Consider the following 13,565-nt stretch of genomic DNA (forward strand, 5'->3'; position numbering starts at 1 on the left):
CGCGGCCCACACGACGGTGGAATGGCGCAGGTTCAACGAGTCCCCGCTGCTGAAGTGGAGCCGCTTCCCGCCTCCGGGCAACGCCGTCATGTCCCACACGGTGAACGGCGTCCCGCCGATGGTCAGTTGATCCCCACGCCGCACGGTCGACGCGTTCACGGCCACCGACACGAGTATCTCCCCGTTCACCGCCGCCTCAGCTCCTCGAGATGCGCATCGATCAGCCTGTTCAACTCATCCCACCGCTCCGCCAGTTCTTCCGACGCCGGGCGTACCGCGTCAGCGGCACCCCCGCCGTCCTCCTCCATGGGTTCGGGCTCCTCCTCAGGAATGCTCATCAACAGCACCCCCACAGCTGGCGCGGGAGACAGGCGAGGTGCATTGTTCGGACGGCAGTGCCGTCATGTTCATCATTGCCGCCTGTCCTCGGCCGCGTGTGCCGCATCGCCGCCGCAAAGGCTGATGAGTTGGTGCAGTTTCGTCATCGGAGGTCCTTAACTCACCGCGCACAGGCGCGAGTCTCACGTGCACAGTCACAGTTCTGTGGACAGGCCGTCGCGCTGAGCGACTATGATGCGAGCTGCCTGTCCGGCCCCTTACCGGGACATCTAACCTACGGTTACAGACGGGCGCATAAAACTGACGCAGAGTACAAGTTGTGCCAGGTGAAGCCGCCAGAAGGTGAACCTCATGGCTCCAGCGCAATCGTCGTCCCGCTCCTCGACTCCGACCAGAGGTCAGGGTTCCGGCCTCCGCGCCTCCGGAGGCACGATCACCGGCCACCTGCTGAAGATCACTCGTGAACGCATCCCCTCCACCCAACGGCAGCTGGCCGAGCGGCTGAACATGGATGTCACAACTGTCCAAAGCTGGGAGACCGGCCGCCGCCCTCTCACAGCTGTGTCACTGGCACAGTTCCAGACGGTTTGCCGACACCTGCTCGGATTGAACGCTGATCCGGAACTCGTGGCGCTCCTTGACGTTGCCAGCCACGCAGACGCCGTGATCGCGTGCGCTTTGGGGAACGCGTCGCCAAGGCACCACGATCTTCAGGGGCATCCGCTGGGCCAATGGGTTTTCACACGCGCCGCCACGCACATGATCGTGTGGGCACTCACCGGCACCTCACCGGCTGCAATCCCACCACCTCCGGCTTCGATCCCCCGCCGTCGCGGCCCAAGCCCCAGCTCCCCTTTGCTGGCCGAGACAGAACGTCGGAGGCTCTTCACCCATCTGAGGCGCTGTGCCGAGATCGCGGACCGAGCGGGCGATGGAGGAACGCTGCTGCGGCGGCAGGCCGTCTATCTGGCCAGCTATGACAACGCGCCCGACACCCACGCTTGGCTGGCCCACATGCAACGGCCGGTGACGTTCACGACCACCTCGACCTCCGCGTGGTCCGAGGCCCGCTCAGTCGCCACCTCGCTCACGCGATACGGCGAGTACGACAGGCTCTGGGCATTCATCGAGCACGGGATGGGTGACGACTTCGGCGAGCTCGCCAACCTCAACTACTGGGCTTACTGGCTGGGCATGGACAGCGTGCCAAGGGCCGATGACGGCTTCATGGCGGTTCGTTCGGCGCATCGCTGGGACGCTGGCGCCCTCTTGCGAGCTCTGACCGGTCGGCTGGACCGCGACTTGGGCTGCCTCGATCTGAACGTGCACTCCGTGTGGGCTCTCCTTACGTGGCGGCCCGGCCTCGCGGCGGCCGACTCCTCGCTGTCCGTGAATCTCGCCGGGCGAGTCTCCGAGCTACTCGATACCGGGACCGTGTCGCCACGGGCGCGACGTGAGCTGGAGCAAGTGCATTACGGTCTACGCCTGAACGGAATGTGACCCTCGGAAGGGACACCGCAACATGGACGATCAGCATGCCCGAGGCTCGGTGGGCTACCTCCTGGAGATGGGAGCCCTCAAGCGCGGCAAGCGCAGCGGGTGGTGGATCGCGGGTGTGAAGGATCCCGAGTCGATCGCTGAGCACAGCTTCCGCACGGCGGTCATCGGATCCGTGCTGGCGATGCTCGAAGGTGTGGATCCGGCGAAGGTGGCTCTTCTCTGCACGTTTCATGACACGCAGGAAACCCGCGTGGGTGACATCCCGTGGATCGGGCGGCGCTATCTCACCGCCGCGTCGAACGAAAAGGTGACCGCCGATCAAGTGGCGGACGCGCACCCGGCCGTCGCCGCCGGAATCCAGGCGATCGTCGAGGAGTACGAGACGGGCGACTCACCTGAGGTGGTCGTGGCCCACGACGCGGACAAGCTGGAGTGCATGCTCCAAGGGCTGGAGTACCTGGAGCAGGGATACCGCAACGCGCGGGAGTGGGTGGACAGCACGCGCGCCAAGCTCAAGACACCCTCGGCGATCGCACTCGCCGATGCCGCGCAGGACATGTCCTCGGCGGAGTGGCAACGGACCTACCTCCGGTAGGGCGTTCTTCCGGTGGCCGCCGTTGAGTTCACGCGGCGCGCCGTCTCGCCGGTGCCGCGCGAATCCGGTTGCTCGGGGCGGCTGCCGTTCCTCACCTCCGAACGCGGACGCCCACGGGTACGACGAGTTGGTCGCCGCCGCGATGGCGGCTCCGGTCGAGGGGTGGGACTTCGGCTGGTCGTCCGGACGCGCGCGGGGATCGGATTCGTCGTGGTCTACCGGGAGTTGGGGCCACGCCCGCCGGGCTCTGTTCGGGGAGGGGAGGGTGGCGTCGTCGGACTCGCGGTTCCACCGGGGGACGCCGTTCCGGCCGCCGTCCGCCGCGTCCTCGCAGAAGCCGTCGGCCCCGCACGGGGCGGCGGCCGATGCGCCCGGCGCGGGGGCGCCAAGACCCAGCGTGAATGACGCACGGCGGCGGACGACGAGGTGACGGGAATCCAGCCCTCGACCGCCACGCGGTCAAGAAGCGAAGCCCGTCAAGGAGCGAGGCGGTCGAGGAGCGCGGGCAGCGCGCGGCCGATCGGCTCCCTGATGACCTCGGCGGCCAGCTCGTCGTACGGCGTCGGCTCGGCGTTGACGATGACGAGCCGCGCGCCGTGCTCGGCGGCCAGGCCCGCGAGCCCCGCGGCCGGGTGGACCTGGAGGCTGGTGCCGACCGCGATGAACACGTCGCACGCCCGCGTGATCGCGACCGCCTCGGCCAGCACGTCGGGGTCGAGGCTCTCGCCGAACATCACCGTGCCCGCCTTGAGGATCCCGCCGCACGCCCGGCAGGGCGGGTCGTCCTCGCCCGCCTCGACGCGGGCCACGGCGTCCGCCATCGTGCCGCCGTCGCCACAGTCGACGCAGTGCACCGTACGGGCGCTGCCGTGGAGTTCGAGCACCTTGCGGTCGGGCATCCCCGCGGCCTGGTGGAGGCCGTCGACGTTCTGGGTGATCACGCGGACCGGGGCGCCGGAGCGCTCGAGGCGGGCGATGGCCTCGTGGGCGGCGTTGGGCCTGGCGCGGAACGCCGGGCTGTCGCGCCGCATGAGCCAGGAGCGGCGGCGGATGTCCGGGTCGTTCATGTAGTAGTCGTGGGTCACCAGCTTCTCGGCGTCGGGGTCGCGGCGCCACAGGCCGTTAGGGCCCCGGTAGTCGGGAATGCCCGAGTCGGTGGAGATCCCGGCGCCGCTGAGCAGGGCCACCAGGGGGCGGCGCGCACCCTCGTCAGGATTCATACGAAAAGCGTAAGCTCCGCACCATGTTCACCACGCGGCCCACGCTCCAGGGCACCTTCGGCATGGTCTCGAGCACCCACTGGCTCGCCTCCCAGTCGGCGATGGCCGTGCTGGAGAACGGGGGCAACGCCTATGACGCGGCCGTAACCGCGGGCTTCGTGCTGCATGTGGTCGAGCCGCACCTCAACGGCCCGGGCGGCGACGTTCCGATCATCCTCGCGCCGGCGGGTGCGCCGGTGCGCGTTCTGTGTGGGCAGGGGCCCGCGCCGGCGCGCGCGACCATCGAGCACTACACCGGGCTCGGGCTCGACCTGGTGCCGGGCACGGGGCCGCTCGCCGCTGTGGTGCCCGGCGCGGTGGACGCGTGGCTGACGCTGCTGCGCGACCACGGCACCAAGGAGTTGGACGAGGTGCTCGGGTATGCGATCGGCTACGCGGAGGGCGGGCATCCGGCGGTCGAGCGGATCGGGCAGACGATCGAGACGGTGCGGGGGCTGTTCGAGGAGGAGTGGACGTCGTCGGCCGAGGTGTTCCTGCCCGGGGGGCGTGCGCCGGGCGCGGGCGAGTTGATGCGCAACCCCGCGCTGGCCAACACGTGGAAGCGGCTGCTCAGGGAGTCGGCCGCGGCGGGTGGCGACCGCGAGGCCAGGATCGAGGCGGCCAGGCGCGTCTGGCGTGAGGGTTTCATCGGCGAGGCGATCGCGGCGCACGCCGCGCGCCCGGCCATGGACTCGTCGGGGCGGCGGCACGCGGGGGTGCTCAGCGGCGACGACCTGGCGGGGTGGGAGGCGGGGTACGAGGACCCGGTGCGGTACGAGTGGCGCGGCTGGACGGTGTGCAAGGTGGGGCCGTGGTCCCAGGGCCCGGCGCTCCTCCAGCAACTCGCCCTGCTCGACGGCGGGATCGACGCCGCCGCGTACGGGACGCCGGAGTATGTGCACGCGCTGGTGGAGGGGAGCAAGCTGGCGCTGGCGGACCGGGAGGCGTGGTACGGCGACGCGGCGCACGTTCCGCTCGACGACCTGCTCTCGCCCGCGTACAACGACGCGCGCCGGGCGTTGATCGGCGAGAAGGCGTCGGCGGAGCTGCGCCCAGGGAGCCCAGGGGGGCGCGAGCCGCGGCTGAGCGCCCACGCGCGCCGGGGCGCGGCGCCGTCGGGCGCGGGCGGGGCGGGCACGGGGGAGCCGACGGTGGCGCGCGACGGGGAGACGCGCGGCGACACGTGCCATGTGGACGTGGTGGACTGCTGGGGGAACATGATCAGCGCGACCCCGAGCGGCGGCTGGCTCCAATCCAGCCCGGTGGTACCGGAGTTGGGCTTTCCGCTGGGCACGCGGTTGCAGATGACGTGGCTCGAGCCGGGGCTGCCGTCCTCGCTCACGCCCGGGCGCAGGCCGCGCACCACGCTGAGCCCGTCGCTCGCGCTGCGCGGGGACGAGCCGGTGCTGGCGTTCGGCACGCCGGGCGGCGACCAGCAGGACCAGTGGCAGACGCACTTCTTCGTCGCGCTGGCGCTGCGGCCGCCGGTGCGCGGCGGGCTCGACCTCCAGGGGGCGATCGACGCGCCCAACTGGCACCAGGACAGCTTCCCCAGCTCGTTCTACCCGCGGGGCACACAGCCCGGCAGCGTGACCGTCGAGTCGCGCGTCGGGGAAGGGACCGTCGCCGAGCTGCGGCGCAGGGGGCACGAGGTGACGGTGGCGGGGCCGTGGACCGCGGGTCGGCTGTGCGCCGTGGCGCGCGATCCCGGCACCGGAACGGTGTCCGCGGCGGCCAATCCCCGTGGTATGCAGGGATATGCGGTGGGGCGGTGAGGATTTCTCAACGGATCCTGGCGTCCTCTTACGGAAAAAGCACCCCGGGAAAACCGTCCGTAGCCCACCGGAAACAAGCCCTGTAACACGACTTGGGTTCAGTACGCCCATGGCTGATGTGCTGTGGGCGCAACGGGAGCTGGTGGCCCGGCTGGCCGCCTTCACGGCCGAGCTGCGGGCCGTCACGGACGTGCTCGACCCGGAATCGGGCTGGTACGGGGCGTTCGCGCGCCGGGGCGCCCAGGAGCTGGACGCGTGGTTGACGGGGCGCGACCTCGCGCCCTGGGACGCGGTGGCCGACCTGCTCCAGGACCTCGCGGGGGCGCGGGGAACGGCCGCGGCGGAGGAGGCCGGGCGCCGACTGCGCTCGGGGTACGAGGCGGCGGCCTCGGCGCAGGACGCGCTGCCGACGAGCCGGGAGGCGCTGAGCAGGCGGCTCGCGGATCTCGACAGGGCCGAGCGCGGACTGCGCGACCGGCTGCGGCAGTTGGGCGCCGGGCAAGAGGCGGCGCGGCGGGCCGGGATGCAGGAGGAGGCGGACCGCCTCGCGACGCTGCTGCTGTGGGCGCAGGACGACGAGGAACGGGCGCTGTCGCGGCGCTCGGAGCTGCGGGGGCGGCTGGCGGCGCTGCGCGCGCGGGAGCGCGAGCCGGTGGATGGGCCTGGGGACGCGCCGGAGCGCGGACCGGAGCGTGCCGAGGAGCGCGCGCCGGAGCGGGAGCCGGAGCGCAAGGCGGCACGGGAGCCGGAGCGCAAGGCGGCGCCCGCGCAGCGGAAGAGGCCGCGGGGGGCGCGTTTCGCCGGTCTCGACGACGAGGCGGTGCCGAGCGCGGTGCCGAGCACGGTGCCGGTGACCGAGCCCCCGGCGGAGTCGGAGCCCGCGGTCACGCCGCCGCCGACCGGCTCGCGGTTCGCGGGGGCGCTCGGCGAGGCGGCGCGCAGGCCGCGGTTGCAGCCGTCGCCCGAGGACCGGAGGGCCGCGCACGAGACGGCGGAGCGGCTGCGGTGGCTGCGCGCCGAGGGCCAGAGCGGCGCGGCGCACGTCACGCTGTCGGAGGCGGTGACGGGGCCGCCGGTGCGGGTGCCCGTGCTGATGGCCGAGTTGGAGCACACGGGGATGACGTCGGACCTGTCGCTGCTGCTGTGGGAGGCGGCGTCGCTTCCGCCGTTCCCGCTGGCCGCGGTCGCGGACGCGCTGGCCGAGGCGGGGCGTGAGCGGGACTGCGGGCAGCTGCTGCGGCAGAGCGCGGCCCGCCCGGCGCCGGAGGCGGGCACGATCGCGGCCGAGCTGTCGTCCGCGGGGCACGCCAAGGAGGCGGTGGAGCTGCTCGCCGCGATCGTGCAGGCGCGCTCGGCGGGCGAGGCGGCCAGGGCGGCGACCGGGGCCCCGTCCCCGCACCTCGTCGTCCCGCTGCTGCTCGACGCCGCGTACCAGGTCTCCCCTGGCCACTACTACGCGGTGACGAGCGAGCTGCGCAGGGCGGGCGTGGCCTGACGGCGGGCGGCCGGGGCGAGGCCGGACGCGGCGGCGTGCTTCGATGGTGGGGTGATCGATGAGCAGCTGGCCCTGGCGGTCGAACGTGTGGTGCGGGAGGCCGTGTCCGATGAGGTCATGCCGCGGTGGCGGCGGCTGGCCGACCACGAGGTGGCCGTCAAGACCGGGCCGCACGACCTGGTGACGACCGCCGACAGGAACGCCGAGCTGTGGCTGAGGCGCGAGCTGACGGCGTTGCTCCCCGGCTCCGTGGTGGTGGGCGAGGAGGGCGTCGCCGAGGACCCGGCCGGGTATCTGGCGCTCGGCGAGGACGCGCCGGTGTGGATCGTCGACCCGGTGGACGGCACGCGGCAGTTCGTGCGGGGCGAGCGGGGCTTCTGCACCCTGGTGGCGCTCGCGCGCCGGGGCACGATCGAGGCGTCGTGGCTTTTCGCGCCGGCGCTCGGGGAGGGCGAGCTGGCGCACGCCCGGCGCGGGGAGGGGGCGTGGCTGAACGGGCGGCGGCTCGTGTCCGGGTCGCCCGCGCCCGGCGCGCCGCTCGATGTGGCGTACTCGCACTCCGACTACACCACGCGGGGCCAGAAGCGCGCGCTCTCCGGTCTGTGGACGGAGGGGGTGGCCCCTCGTCAGTGCGGCGCGGCGGGCCTCGAGTACCTGGGGATCGCGACCGGGCGCGTGGACGCGGTGGCGTTCAGCTGGGAGCTGGCGTGGGATCACGCCGCCGGACTGCTGCTCGTCAGGGAGGCGGGCGGCGTCGACCTGACGCTGACGGGCGGCCCGTTCAGGATCGAGGGCGGCAACGCGCTGCCGTTCACCGCGGCCAGGGACACCGCGACGGCCAAGCGGGTGCTGGGGCTGCTGACCCGCCAGGGGTGACGGAGCGTGGCGGCGTATCCTCGGGGGACCGAAGCGTCCGCGAGGGGAGTTGTCGGGTGCCGTCGATGCGCGACGTCGTCGTGGTGGGGGCCGGGCCGAACGGGTTGACGGCGGCCGTGGAGCTGGCCCGCCGCGGGATGTCGGTCGAGCTGTTCGAGGCCAAGGAGACGGTGGGCGGGGGTGCGAGGACCGAGGAGCTGACGCTGCCCGGCTTCCTGCACGACCCGTGCGCGGCCGCGCACCCCATGGGGGTCGGGTCGCCCGCGTTCCGCGCGATGCCGCTCGAACGGTACGGGCTCGAGTGGCTGCACCCCGAGCTGCCGCTCGCCCACCCGTTCGACGACGGGAGCGCGGCGGTGCTCGCGCGGTCGGTCGGGGAGACCGCCGCCTATCTGGGGCCGCGCGACGCGGCGACCTACCGGCGGCTGATGGCGCCGTTCGCGGGCACATGGGACACGCTCTCGGCCGACTTCCTCAAGGTGCCGTGGGACGGGCTGCCGCGCGACCCGGTCACGCTGGCCCGGCTCGGGCTGACGGGCGCGCGCCCCGTGTCATGGGTGACGCGCCGGTTCGAGGACGACAAGGCGCGCGCGCTGTTCGCGGGGCTCGCGGCGCATGTGGTCGCGCCCGGCTCGACGCCCATGACGGGCGCCATCGCGCTCGTGTTCGCGCTGGCGGCACACGAGGTGGGCTGGCCGCTGGCGCGCGGCGGGTCGCAGGCGATCTCGGACGCGCTGGCGGCGTATCTGCGGGATCTCGGCGGGGTGGTGCACACAGGCGTGGAGGTGAAGCGCCTTGACGAGCTGCCGCCGGCGCGCGCCTATGTGTTCAACACCTCGCCCACCGCGCTGGCGCGCATCGCGGGTCTCGGCGGCAGGGCCTACGAGGGGTTCAGGTACGGGGCGGCGGCGTTCAAGATCGACTACGCGCTCGACGGGCCCGTTCCATGGACGTCCGCGACGGCGCGGCGGGCCGGGTCCGTGCACATCGGGCCGAGCAGCCGCGAGATCGGCGCGGCGCTGCACGCGGCGGCGGTGGACGGGCGGGCGCCCGATGTGCCGTTCCTGGTGACGACGCAGCCGACGCTGGTCGACCCGGGCCGCGCGCCCGAGGGCAAGCACGTGTTCTGGGCGTACGGCCATGTGCCCAACGGCTGGGACGGGGACCTCACCGAGGCGATCGAGCGCCAACTCGAGCGGTTCGCCCCGGGGTTCAGGGATCTCGTGCTGGCGCGTGCGGTGGCGGGCCCCGCCGAGCTCGCGCGGCGCAACGCCAACTACGTGGGCGGCGACTTCTCGTGCGGCGCGTTCTCGGGGCTCCAGACGGTGTTCAGGCCGCGCCCCGCCTTCAACCCCTACGGCACCGCGCACCCGGCCGTCTTCCTGTGCTCGTCGGCGGCGTGGCCGGGCCCCGGGGTGCACGGGATGTCGGGGCACAACGCCGCCAAGGCCGTGTGGCGGAGGCTGCGGGCGGCCGCCCGCTGAGCCGGGGCGCCCGCGTCGCCCATGGTCATGGCCCGTGGCGGCGGATAGGGTCGCCACGAGCCGAGTGATCACATAAGGGCGGAACATGACGGAAACAGCACGCGTGCTGATCGCCGCGGATAAGTTCAAGGGCTCGTTGACGGCCGCTGAGGTCGCCGAGCATGTCACGGTCGGCATCCGCGCGGTCAGGCCCACGGCCGTGGTGGAGTCCCTGCCGGTCGCCGACGGCGGCGACGGCACGGTGGACGCGGCGGTCGCGGGAGGGTTCTCGCCCGTCGAGGTCGAGGTGACGGGGCCGTTGGGGCTGCCGGTGCTCGCGTCGTTCGCGCTGCGCGGCGACGTGGCCGTGGTGGAGATGGCGCAGGCGTCGGGGCTGCGGCTGCTGCCGCCGTTCACGTTCGCGCCGATGACCGCGACGACCTATGGCACGGGGGAGCTGATCGCGGCGGCGCTCGACGCGGGGGCGCGCACGGTGGTCCTCGGCATCGGCGGCTCGGCCACGACGGACGGCGGCGCGGGGATGCTCACCGCGCTCGGCGCCCACCTGCTCGACCGCGACGGGGATCCGCTCCCCCATGGCGGCGGCCCGCTGCGCGAGTTGGAGACGGCCGACCTGTCGGCTCTCGATCCGCGGCTGAAGGACACCGAGTTCGTGCTGGCCAGCGACGTGGTCAACCCCCTGACCGGGCCCGAGGGCGCCGCGGCGGTCTATGGCCCGCAGAAGGGCGCCGACCCGGTGGAGGTGGAGGCGCTCGACGCGGCGCTGGCCAACTACGCGCGCGTGCTGGAGCGCACCATGGGCTCGCGCGCCGCCGAGTGCGCCACCGCGCCGGGCGCGGGCGCCGCGGGGGGCGTGGGCTATGGCGCGCTGGTCGGGCTGAACGCGCTGTTCCGGCCCGGGATCGATGTGCTCCTCGAGGTCCTGGGCTTCGACGCGGCGCTCGACCGCGCGGACCTGGTCGTCACCGGCGAGGGCTCGCTCGACGAGCAGACGCTCCACGGCAAGGCCCCGGCGGGCGTGGCCGCGGGGGCGCGCGCGGCGGGCAAGCGCGTGGTCGCGGTGTGCGGGCGGCTGACGCTGACCGAGGACGCGCTGCGCGGCGCGGGCATCGAACGCGCCTACGCGCTCACCGCGATCGAGGCGGACCCCGAGGTCTGCATCGCGCAGGCGGGCCCGCTGCTCGAACGGGTGGCCAGGCAGCTCGCGGAGGAGCAGCTGTAACGGCGGCGTCGCCGCACTCGGCCGAACGCGCCCGGGGGGACCGGGAGTTCACGGTTCGGCGAACGCGGCGGCGGCGCGTGGGCCGTTCGTTCGACGCGTCGGAACGGGCCGGTTCAGCGCGTCGCGACGGGCCGGGGGCGCCGCGCCCGCTCGGGCAGCGCCAGGCCCACCAGGGCCACCGCGAGGCCCGCGCCCGCCACGGCCGCCCAGACCGGGGCCAGGTCCATGCGCTCCACGGCGACCGGGCGGGCCCAGCCCAGGGGGTCGGTGGCGACCTCGATGACCGTGCGCCCTGGGACCGCCTCGTGCGGCCCCGTGGCCATGCGGCCCAGGTCCTCGCCGGTGTCCGCGTCCACCAGGTCGTAGTGGGTGGTCTCCGACCAGCGCGCGACCTGGACCCGCACCGTCATGGAGACCTCGGCCTCCCGGCGCTCGCCGAGCACCTGCTGGTGGACCAGCGGGCCCGCGAGCACCAGGGTCACGGCGGCGACCAGCGCGGCAACGCCGGGCACCAGCGCCCTGCGCCCGTCGCCGAGCCCGGCGAGGAAGCCCACGGCGGGGATGAGCGCGAGGGCCACGAAGATGTTCCACTCCCCCGCGACCACGGCCAGGCCGCCGAGCAGCACGGCGGCCGACAGCAGACCGGTCAACGCGAGGCGCCGCTGGGGCTGATAGGTGCGCGCGGGCCCCGGCGGGAAGCCCTCGACCAGCTCACCGGCGCGCGCCAACGCCTCGCGCGCGGTGGCGAGCTCGGCCGTCAGCCGGGTGGCGTCGGGGGCGTCGCCCTTGCCGCCGCGTTGCCTCTTGAGCAGCCGCGCGCCCTCACGCTGGACGTGGAGCAGGCGCTCGGCCGCGAGGGCCACGCTGCCGAGCAGCGGCGTCTCCACCTCCTCCCAGCGCTCGCGGTACGCGCGCCACGCACGGGTCTCCCGAAGGGCCGCCGCCCTGGCGGACTTGAGCGGCCCCGACGGGAGGTCGGCGATCTCGCGCTCCAACTCCCCCTCGTGGCCCCGCAGTCGCTCAACGGTGTGCGCGCCCGCTGTCGCCAGGAGGCCGGTGACCTCGGTGGCGCGCTCGGTCAACTCGGCCGCGGCGGCGCGGGCCTGTTCGAGCACGGCGATCACGGCCTGGTCGCCGCCCTCGTCGACCAACTGGCCGAGGCGCTCGGCGAACTGGCGGCCCTGCTGCGCGTGGAGCCGCGGCCCGGTGTCGGGGTCGGGGTCGATCGGCGCCCAGGCGACGCGGGCGTGACCGAGCAGGCCGAACGCGGCGAAGCAGACGCCCTCGAGGGCCAGGGCCAGAAGCCCGGCCATCACGGGCGAGGCGCCCGAGAACACGACGGCGGCGGCGAGCGCCCCGCTGAGCACGAGCGCGAGCACGGGCGACCACAGGAGCAGCGGGCCGCGTCTCGGCCGTCTGCCCGGCAGAGGCTGGGAGTCGGCCCCTGGGGCCACCGGCTTGTCCAGGCTGCTCGCGCCCTGGGCTGGCTGCGCGTACTCGGCGTGATCGGTCATCAGGGCTTTCCTTCGTGGATACCCCGGTCTTCAGGCCGGGGAGGAGACGAGGCTCCTGTGGAGCGGGGCGGGAAAGGCCGGTTGGCCGCCGGGGTTGGACCGGTGTCCGCCGCTCACCGGCCGACGCCCGCCACTTACAGGGGAGTTGATAGGGTGTGAGGTATGGCGCGGCAGGTCAAGCGGGCGTTCAGGTACCGCTTCTACCCAACGGACGAGCAGGCGGCGGAGCTGTCGCGCACGTTCGGCTGCGTCCGCCTGGTGTACAACAAGGCGCTGGAGGAACGCACCCGGGCCTGGTACGGCGAGCAGCGCCGGATCTCCTACGTCCAGTCGTCCGCCGCGCTCACGGAATGGAAGAAGACCAAGGAACTCGCCTTCCTGCGCGAGGTGTCCTGCGTCCCCCTCCAGCAGGCGCTGCGCCACCTTCAAGCCGCATTCGGGAACTTCTTCGCCAAGCGGGCCACATACCCGCGCTACAAGTCGCGCAAGAAATCGAGGGCGTCGGCCGAGTACACCCGCAGCGCGTTCACGTGGCGTGAGGGGGAGTTGACGCTCGCGAAGATGTCCGGGCCGCTGGACATCCGCTGGTCGCGTCCGCTGCCCCAGGGGGCGGAGCCGTCCACCGTGACGGTGTCCCGCGACGCGGCGGGCCGCTGGTTCGTGTCCCTGCTGTGCGAGGACACCGTCACCGAGGCTCCCGCCACGGGTGCGGCGGTCGGTGTCGACGCGGGCGTCACCTCGCTGGTGACCCTGTCCACCGGGGAGAAGATCGCCAATCCCCGGCACGAGCGGCGTGACCGTGCGCGCCTGGCCCGCGCGCAGCGGGAGTTGTCCCGTAAGGCGAAGGGCTCGGCCAACCGTGAGAAGGCCCGCCGTAAGGTGGCCCGGGTCCACGCTCGGATCGCCGACCGGCGCAGAGACTTCCTCCACAAGCTCACCACTCGGCTCGTCCGTGAGAACCAAACGGTCGTGATCGAGGACCTCGCCGTCCGCAACCTGCTGAGGAACGGGCGTCTCGCGCGCGCCATCTCGGACGCGGCCTGGACGGAACTCCGCTCCATGCTGGAGTACAAGTGCGCCTGGTACGGGCGCGACCTCGTGGTGATCGACCGATGGTTCCCCAGCTCCAGGCTGTGCGGGGCCTGCGGCACGGTCGCGGCGAGGATGCCGTTGAACGTCCGCGTGTGGACGTGTGACTGCGGCGCGGTGCATGACCGTGACGTGAACGCGGCACGCACCATCCTGGCCGCCGGGCTGGCGGCAGCAGCCTGTGGAGACGGTGTAAGACCTCAACGGGAGTCCTCCCGGACAAGGCAGTCGTCGATGAAGCAGGAACCCCAGCGGGCGACCGCTGGAACCCCCCGCCTCTAGGCAGGGGAGGAAGTCAAGGTCTCCGCTCTCAACTCGGGGACAGCCTAGTCGGCCTGCGGCCCGCCACGACAGCGCGGCGGCCGCGCGGGGGCCTCATGTCCGGGATGGCGGATCTCGGCGTCCCGCCCTCACGAG

The 13,565-nt window shown here is 73.3% G+C and carries 11 protein-coding genes; 8 read left to right on the plus strand and 3 right to left on the minus strand.

Annotated features, from left to right (window positions below):
- Positions 1–185: 185 nt before the first annotated feature.
- Positions 186–308, minus strand: a complete 123-nt coding sequence (locus tag D7318_RS34685) for a hypothetical protein (protein ID WP_268987365.1) — start codon at positions 306–308, stop codon at positions 186–188.
- Between the two features lie 382 nt (positions 309–690).
- Here D7318_RS34685 and D7318_RS26750 point away from each other — a divergent pair, with 382 nt between their 5' ends.
- Entirely contained in the window at positions 691–1,839 is a 1,149-nt protein-coding gene (locus D7318_RS26750; protein WP_120699788.1) for a helix-turn-helix domain-containing protein, read from the plus strand.
- Positions 1,840–1,861: 22 nt separating this feature from the next.
- Positions 1,862–2,434, plus strand: coding sequence for an HD domain-containing protein (locus D7318_RS26755; RefSeq protein WP_120699789.1), 573 nt, complete (start codon positions 1,862–1,864; stop codon positions 2,432–2,434).
- A gap of 476 nt (positions 2,435–2,910) precedes the next feature.
- Here the strand turns inward: D7318_RS26755 and D7318_RS26760 are convergent, their stop codons facing one another.
- Complete coding sequence (locus tag D7318_RS26760; RefSeq protein ID WP_120699790.1) at positions 2,911–3,654, minus strand: SIR2 family NAD-dependent protein deacylase; 744 nt, start codon at positions 3,652–3,654, stop codon at positions 2,911–2,913.
- A gap of 23 nt (positions 3,655–3,677) precedes the next feature.
- On the opposite strand from D7318_RS26760, the gene D7318_RS26765 reads away from it, so the two are divergent.
- From D7318_RS26765 to D7318_RS26785, 5 genes are all read left to right on the plus strand, one after another.
- Complete coding sequence (locus tag D7318_RS26765) at positions 3,678–5,468, plus strand: gamma-glutamyltransferase family protein (RefSeq protein ID WP_120699791.1); 1,791 nt, start codon at positions 3,678–3,680, stop codon at positions 5,466–5,468.
- A 109-nt stretch (positions 5,469–5,577) separates the two neighbouring features.
- Positions 5,578–6,963, plus strand: coding sequence for a hypothetical protein (locus D7318_RS26770; RefSeq protein WP_120699792.1), 1,386 nt, complete (start codon positions 5,578–5,580; stop codon positions 6,961–6,963).
- Between the two features lie 51 nt (positions 6,964–7,014).
- Positions 7,015–7,839, plus strand: coding sequence for an inositol monophosphatase family protein (locus D7318_RS26775; protein ID WP_120699793.1), 825 nt, complete (start codon positions 7,015–7,017; stop codon positions 7,837–7,839).
- Positions 7,840–7,895: 56 nt separating this feature from the next.
- Positions 7,896–9,323: a phytoene desaturase family protein gene (locus D7318_RS26780; RefSeq protein WP_120699794.1), complete on the plus strand. Its 1,428-nt coding sequence runs from the start codon at positions 7,896–7,898 to the stop codon at positions 9,321–9,323.
- An 85-nt stretch (positions 9,324–9,408) separates the two neighbouring features.
- Positions 9,409–10,545: a glycerate kinase gene (locus D7318_RS26785; protein WP_120699795.1), complete on the plus strand. Its 1,137-nt coding sequence runs from the start codon at positions 9,409–9,411 to the stop codon at positions 10,543–10,545.
- Positions 10,546–10,658: 113 nt separating this feature from the next.
- Here the strand turns inward: D7318_RS26785 and D7318_RS26790 are convergent, their stop codons facing one another.
- Positions 10,659–12,059, minus strand: coding sequence for a hypothetical protein (locus tag D7318_RS26790; protein ID WP_120699796.1), 1,401 nt, complete (start codon positions 12,057–12,059; stop codon positions 10,659–10,661).
- 162 nt (positions 12,060–12,221) lie between these two features.
- Between D7318_RS26790 and D7318_RS26795 the strand changes: the two genes are divergently transcribed.
- Positions 12,222–13,430: an RNA-guided endonuclease InsQ/TnpB family protein gene (locus tag D7318_RS26795; protein WP_120699797.1), complete on the plus strand. Its 1,209-nt coding sequence runs from the start codon at positions 12,222–12,224 to the stop codon at positions 13,428–13,430.
- The last annotated feature ends 135 nt before the right edge of the window (positions 13,431–13,565 follow it).

Origin of the sequence: Streptomyces radicis, assembly GCF_003626575.1 — a bacterium.
Classification (GTDB): Bacteria; Actinomycetota; Actinomycetes; order Streptomycetales; family Streptomycetaceae; genus Streptomyces; species Streptomyces radicis.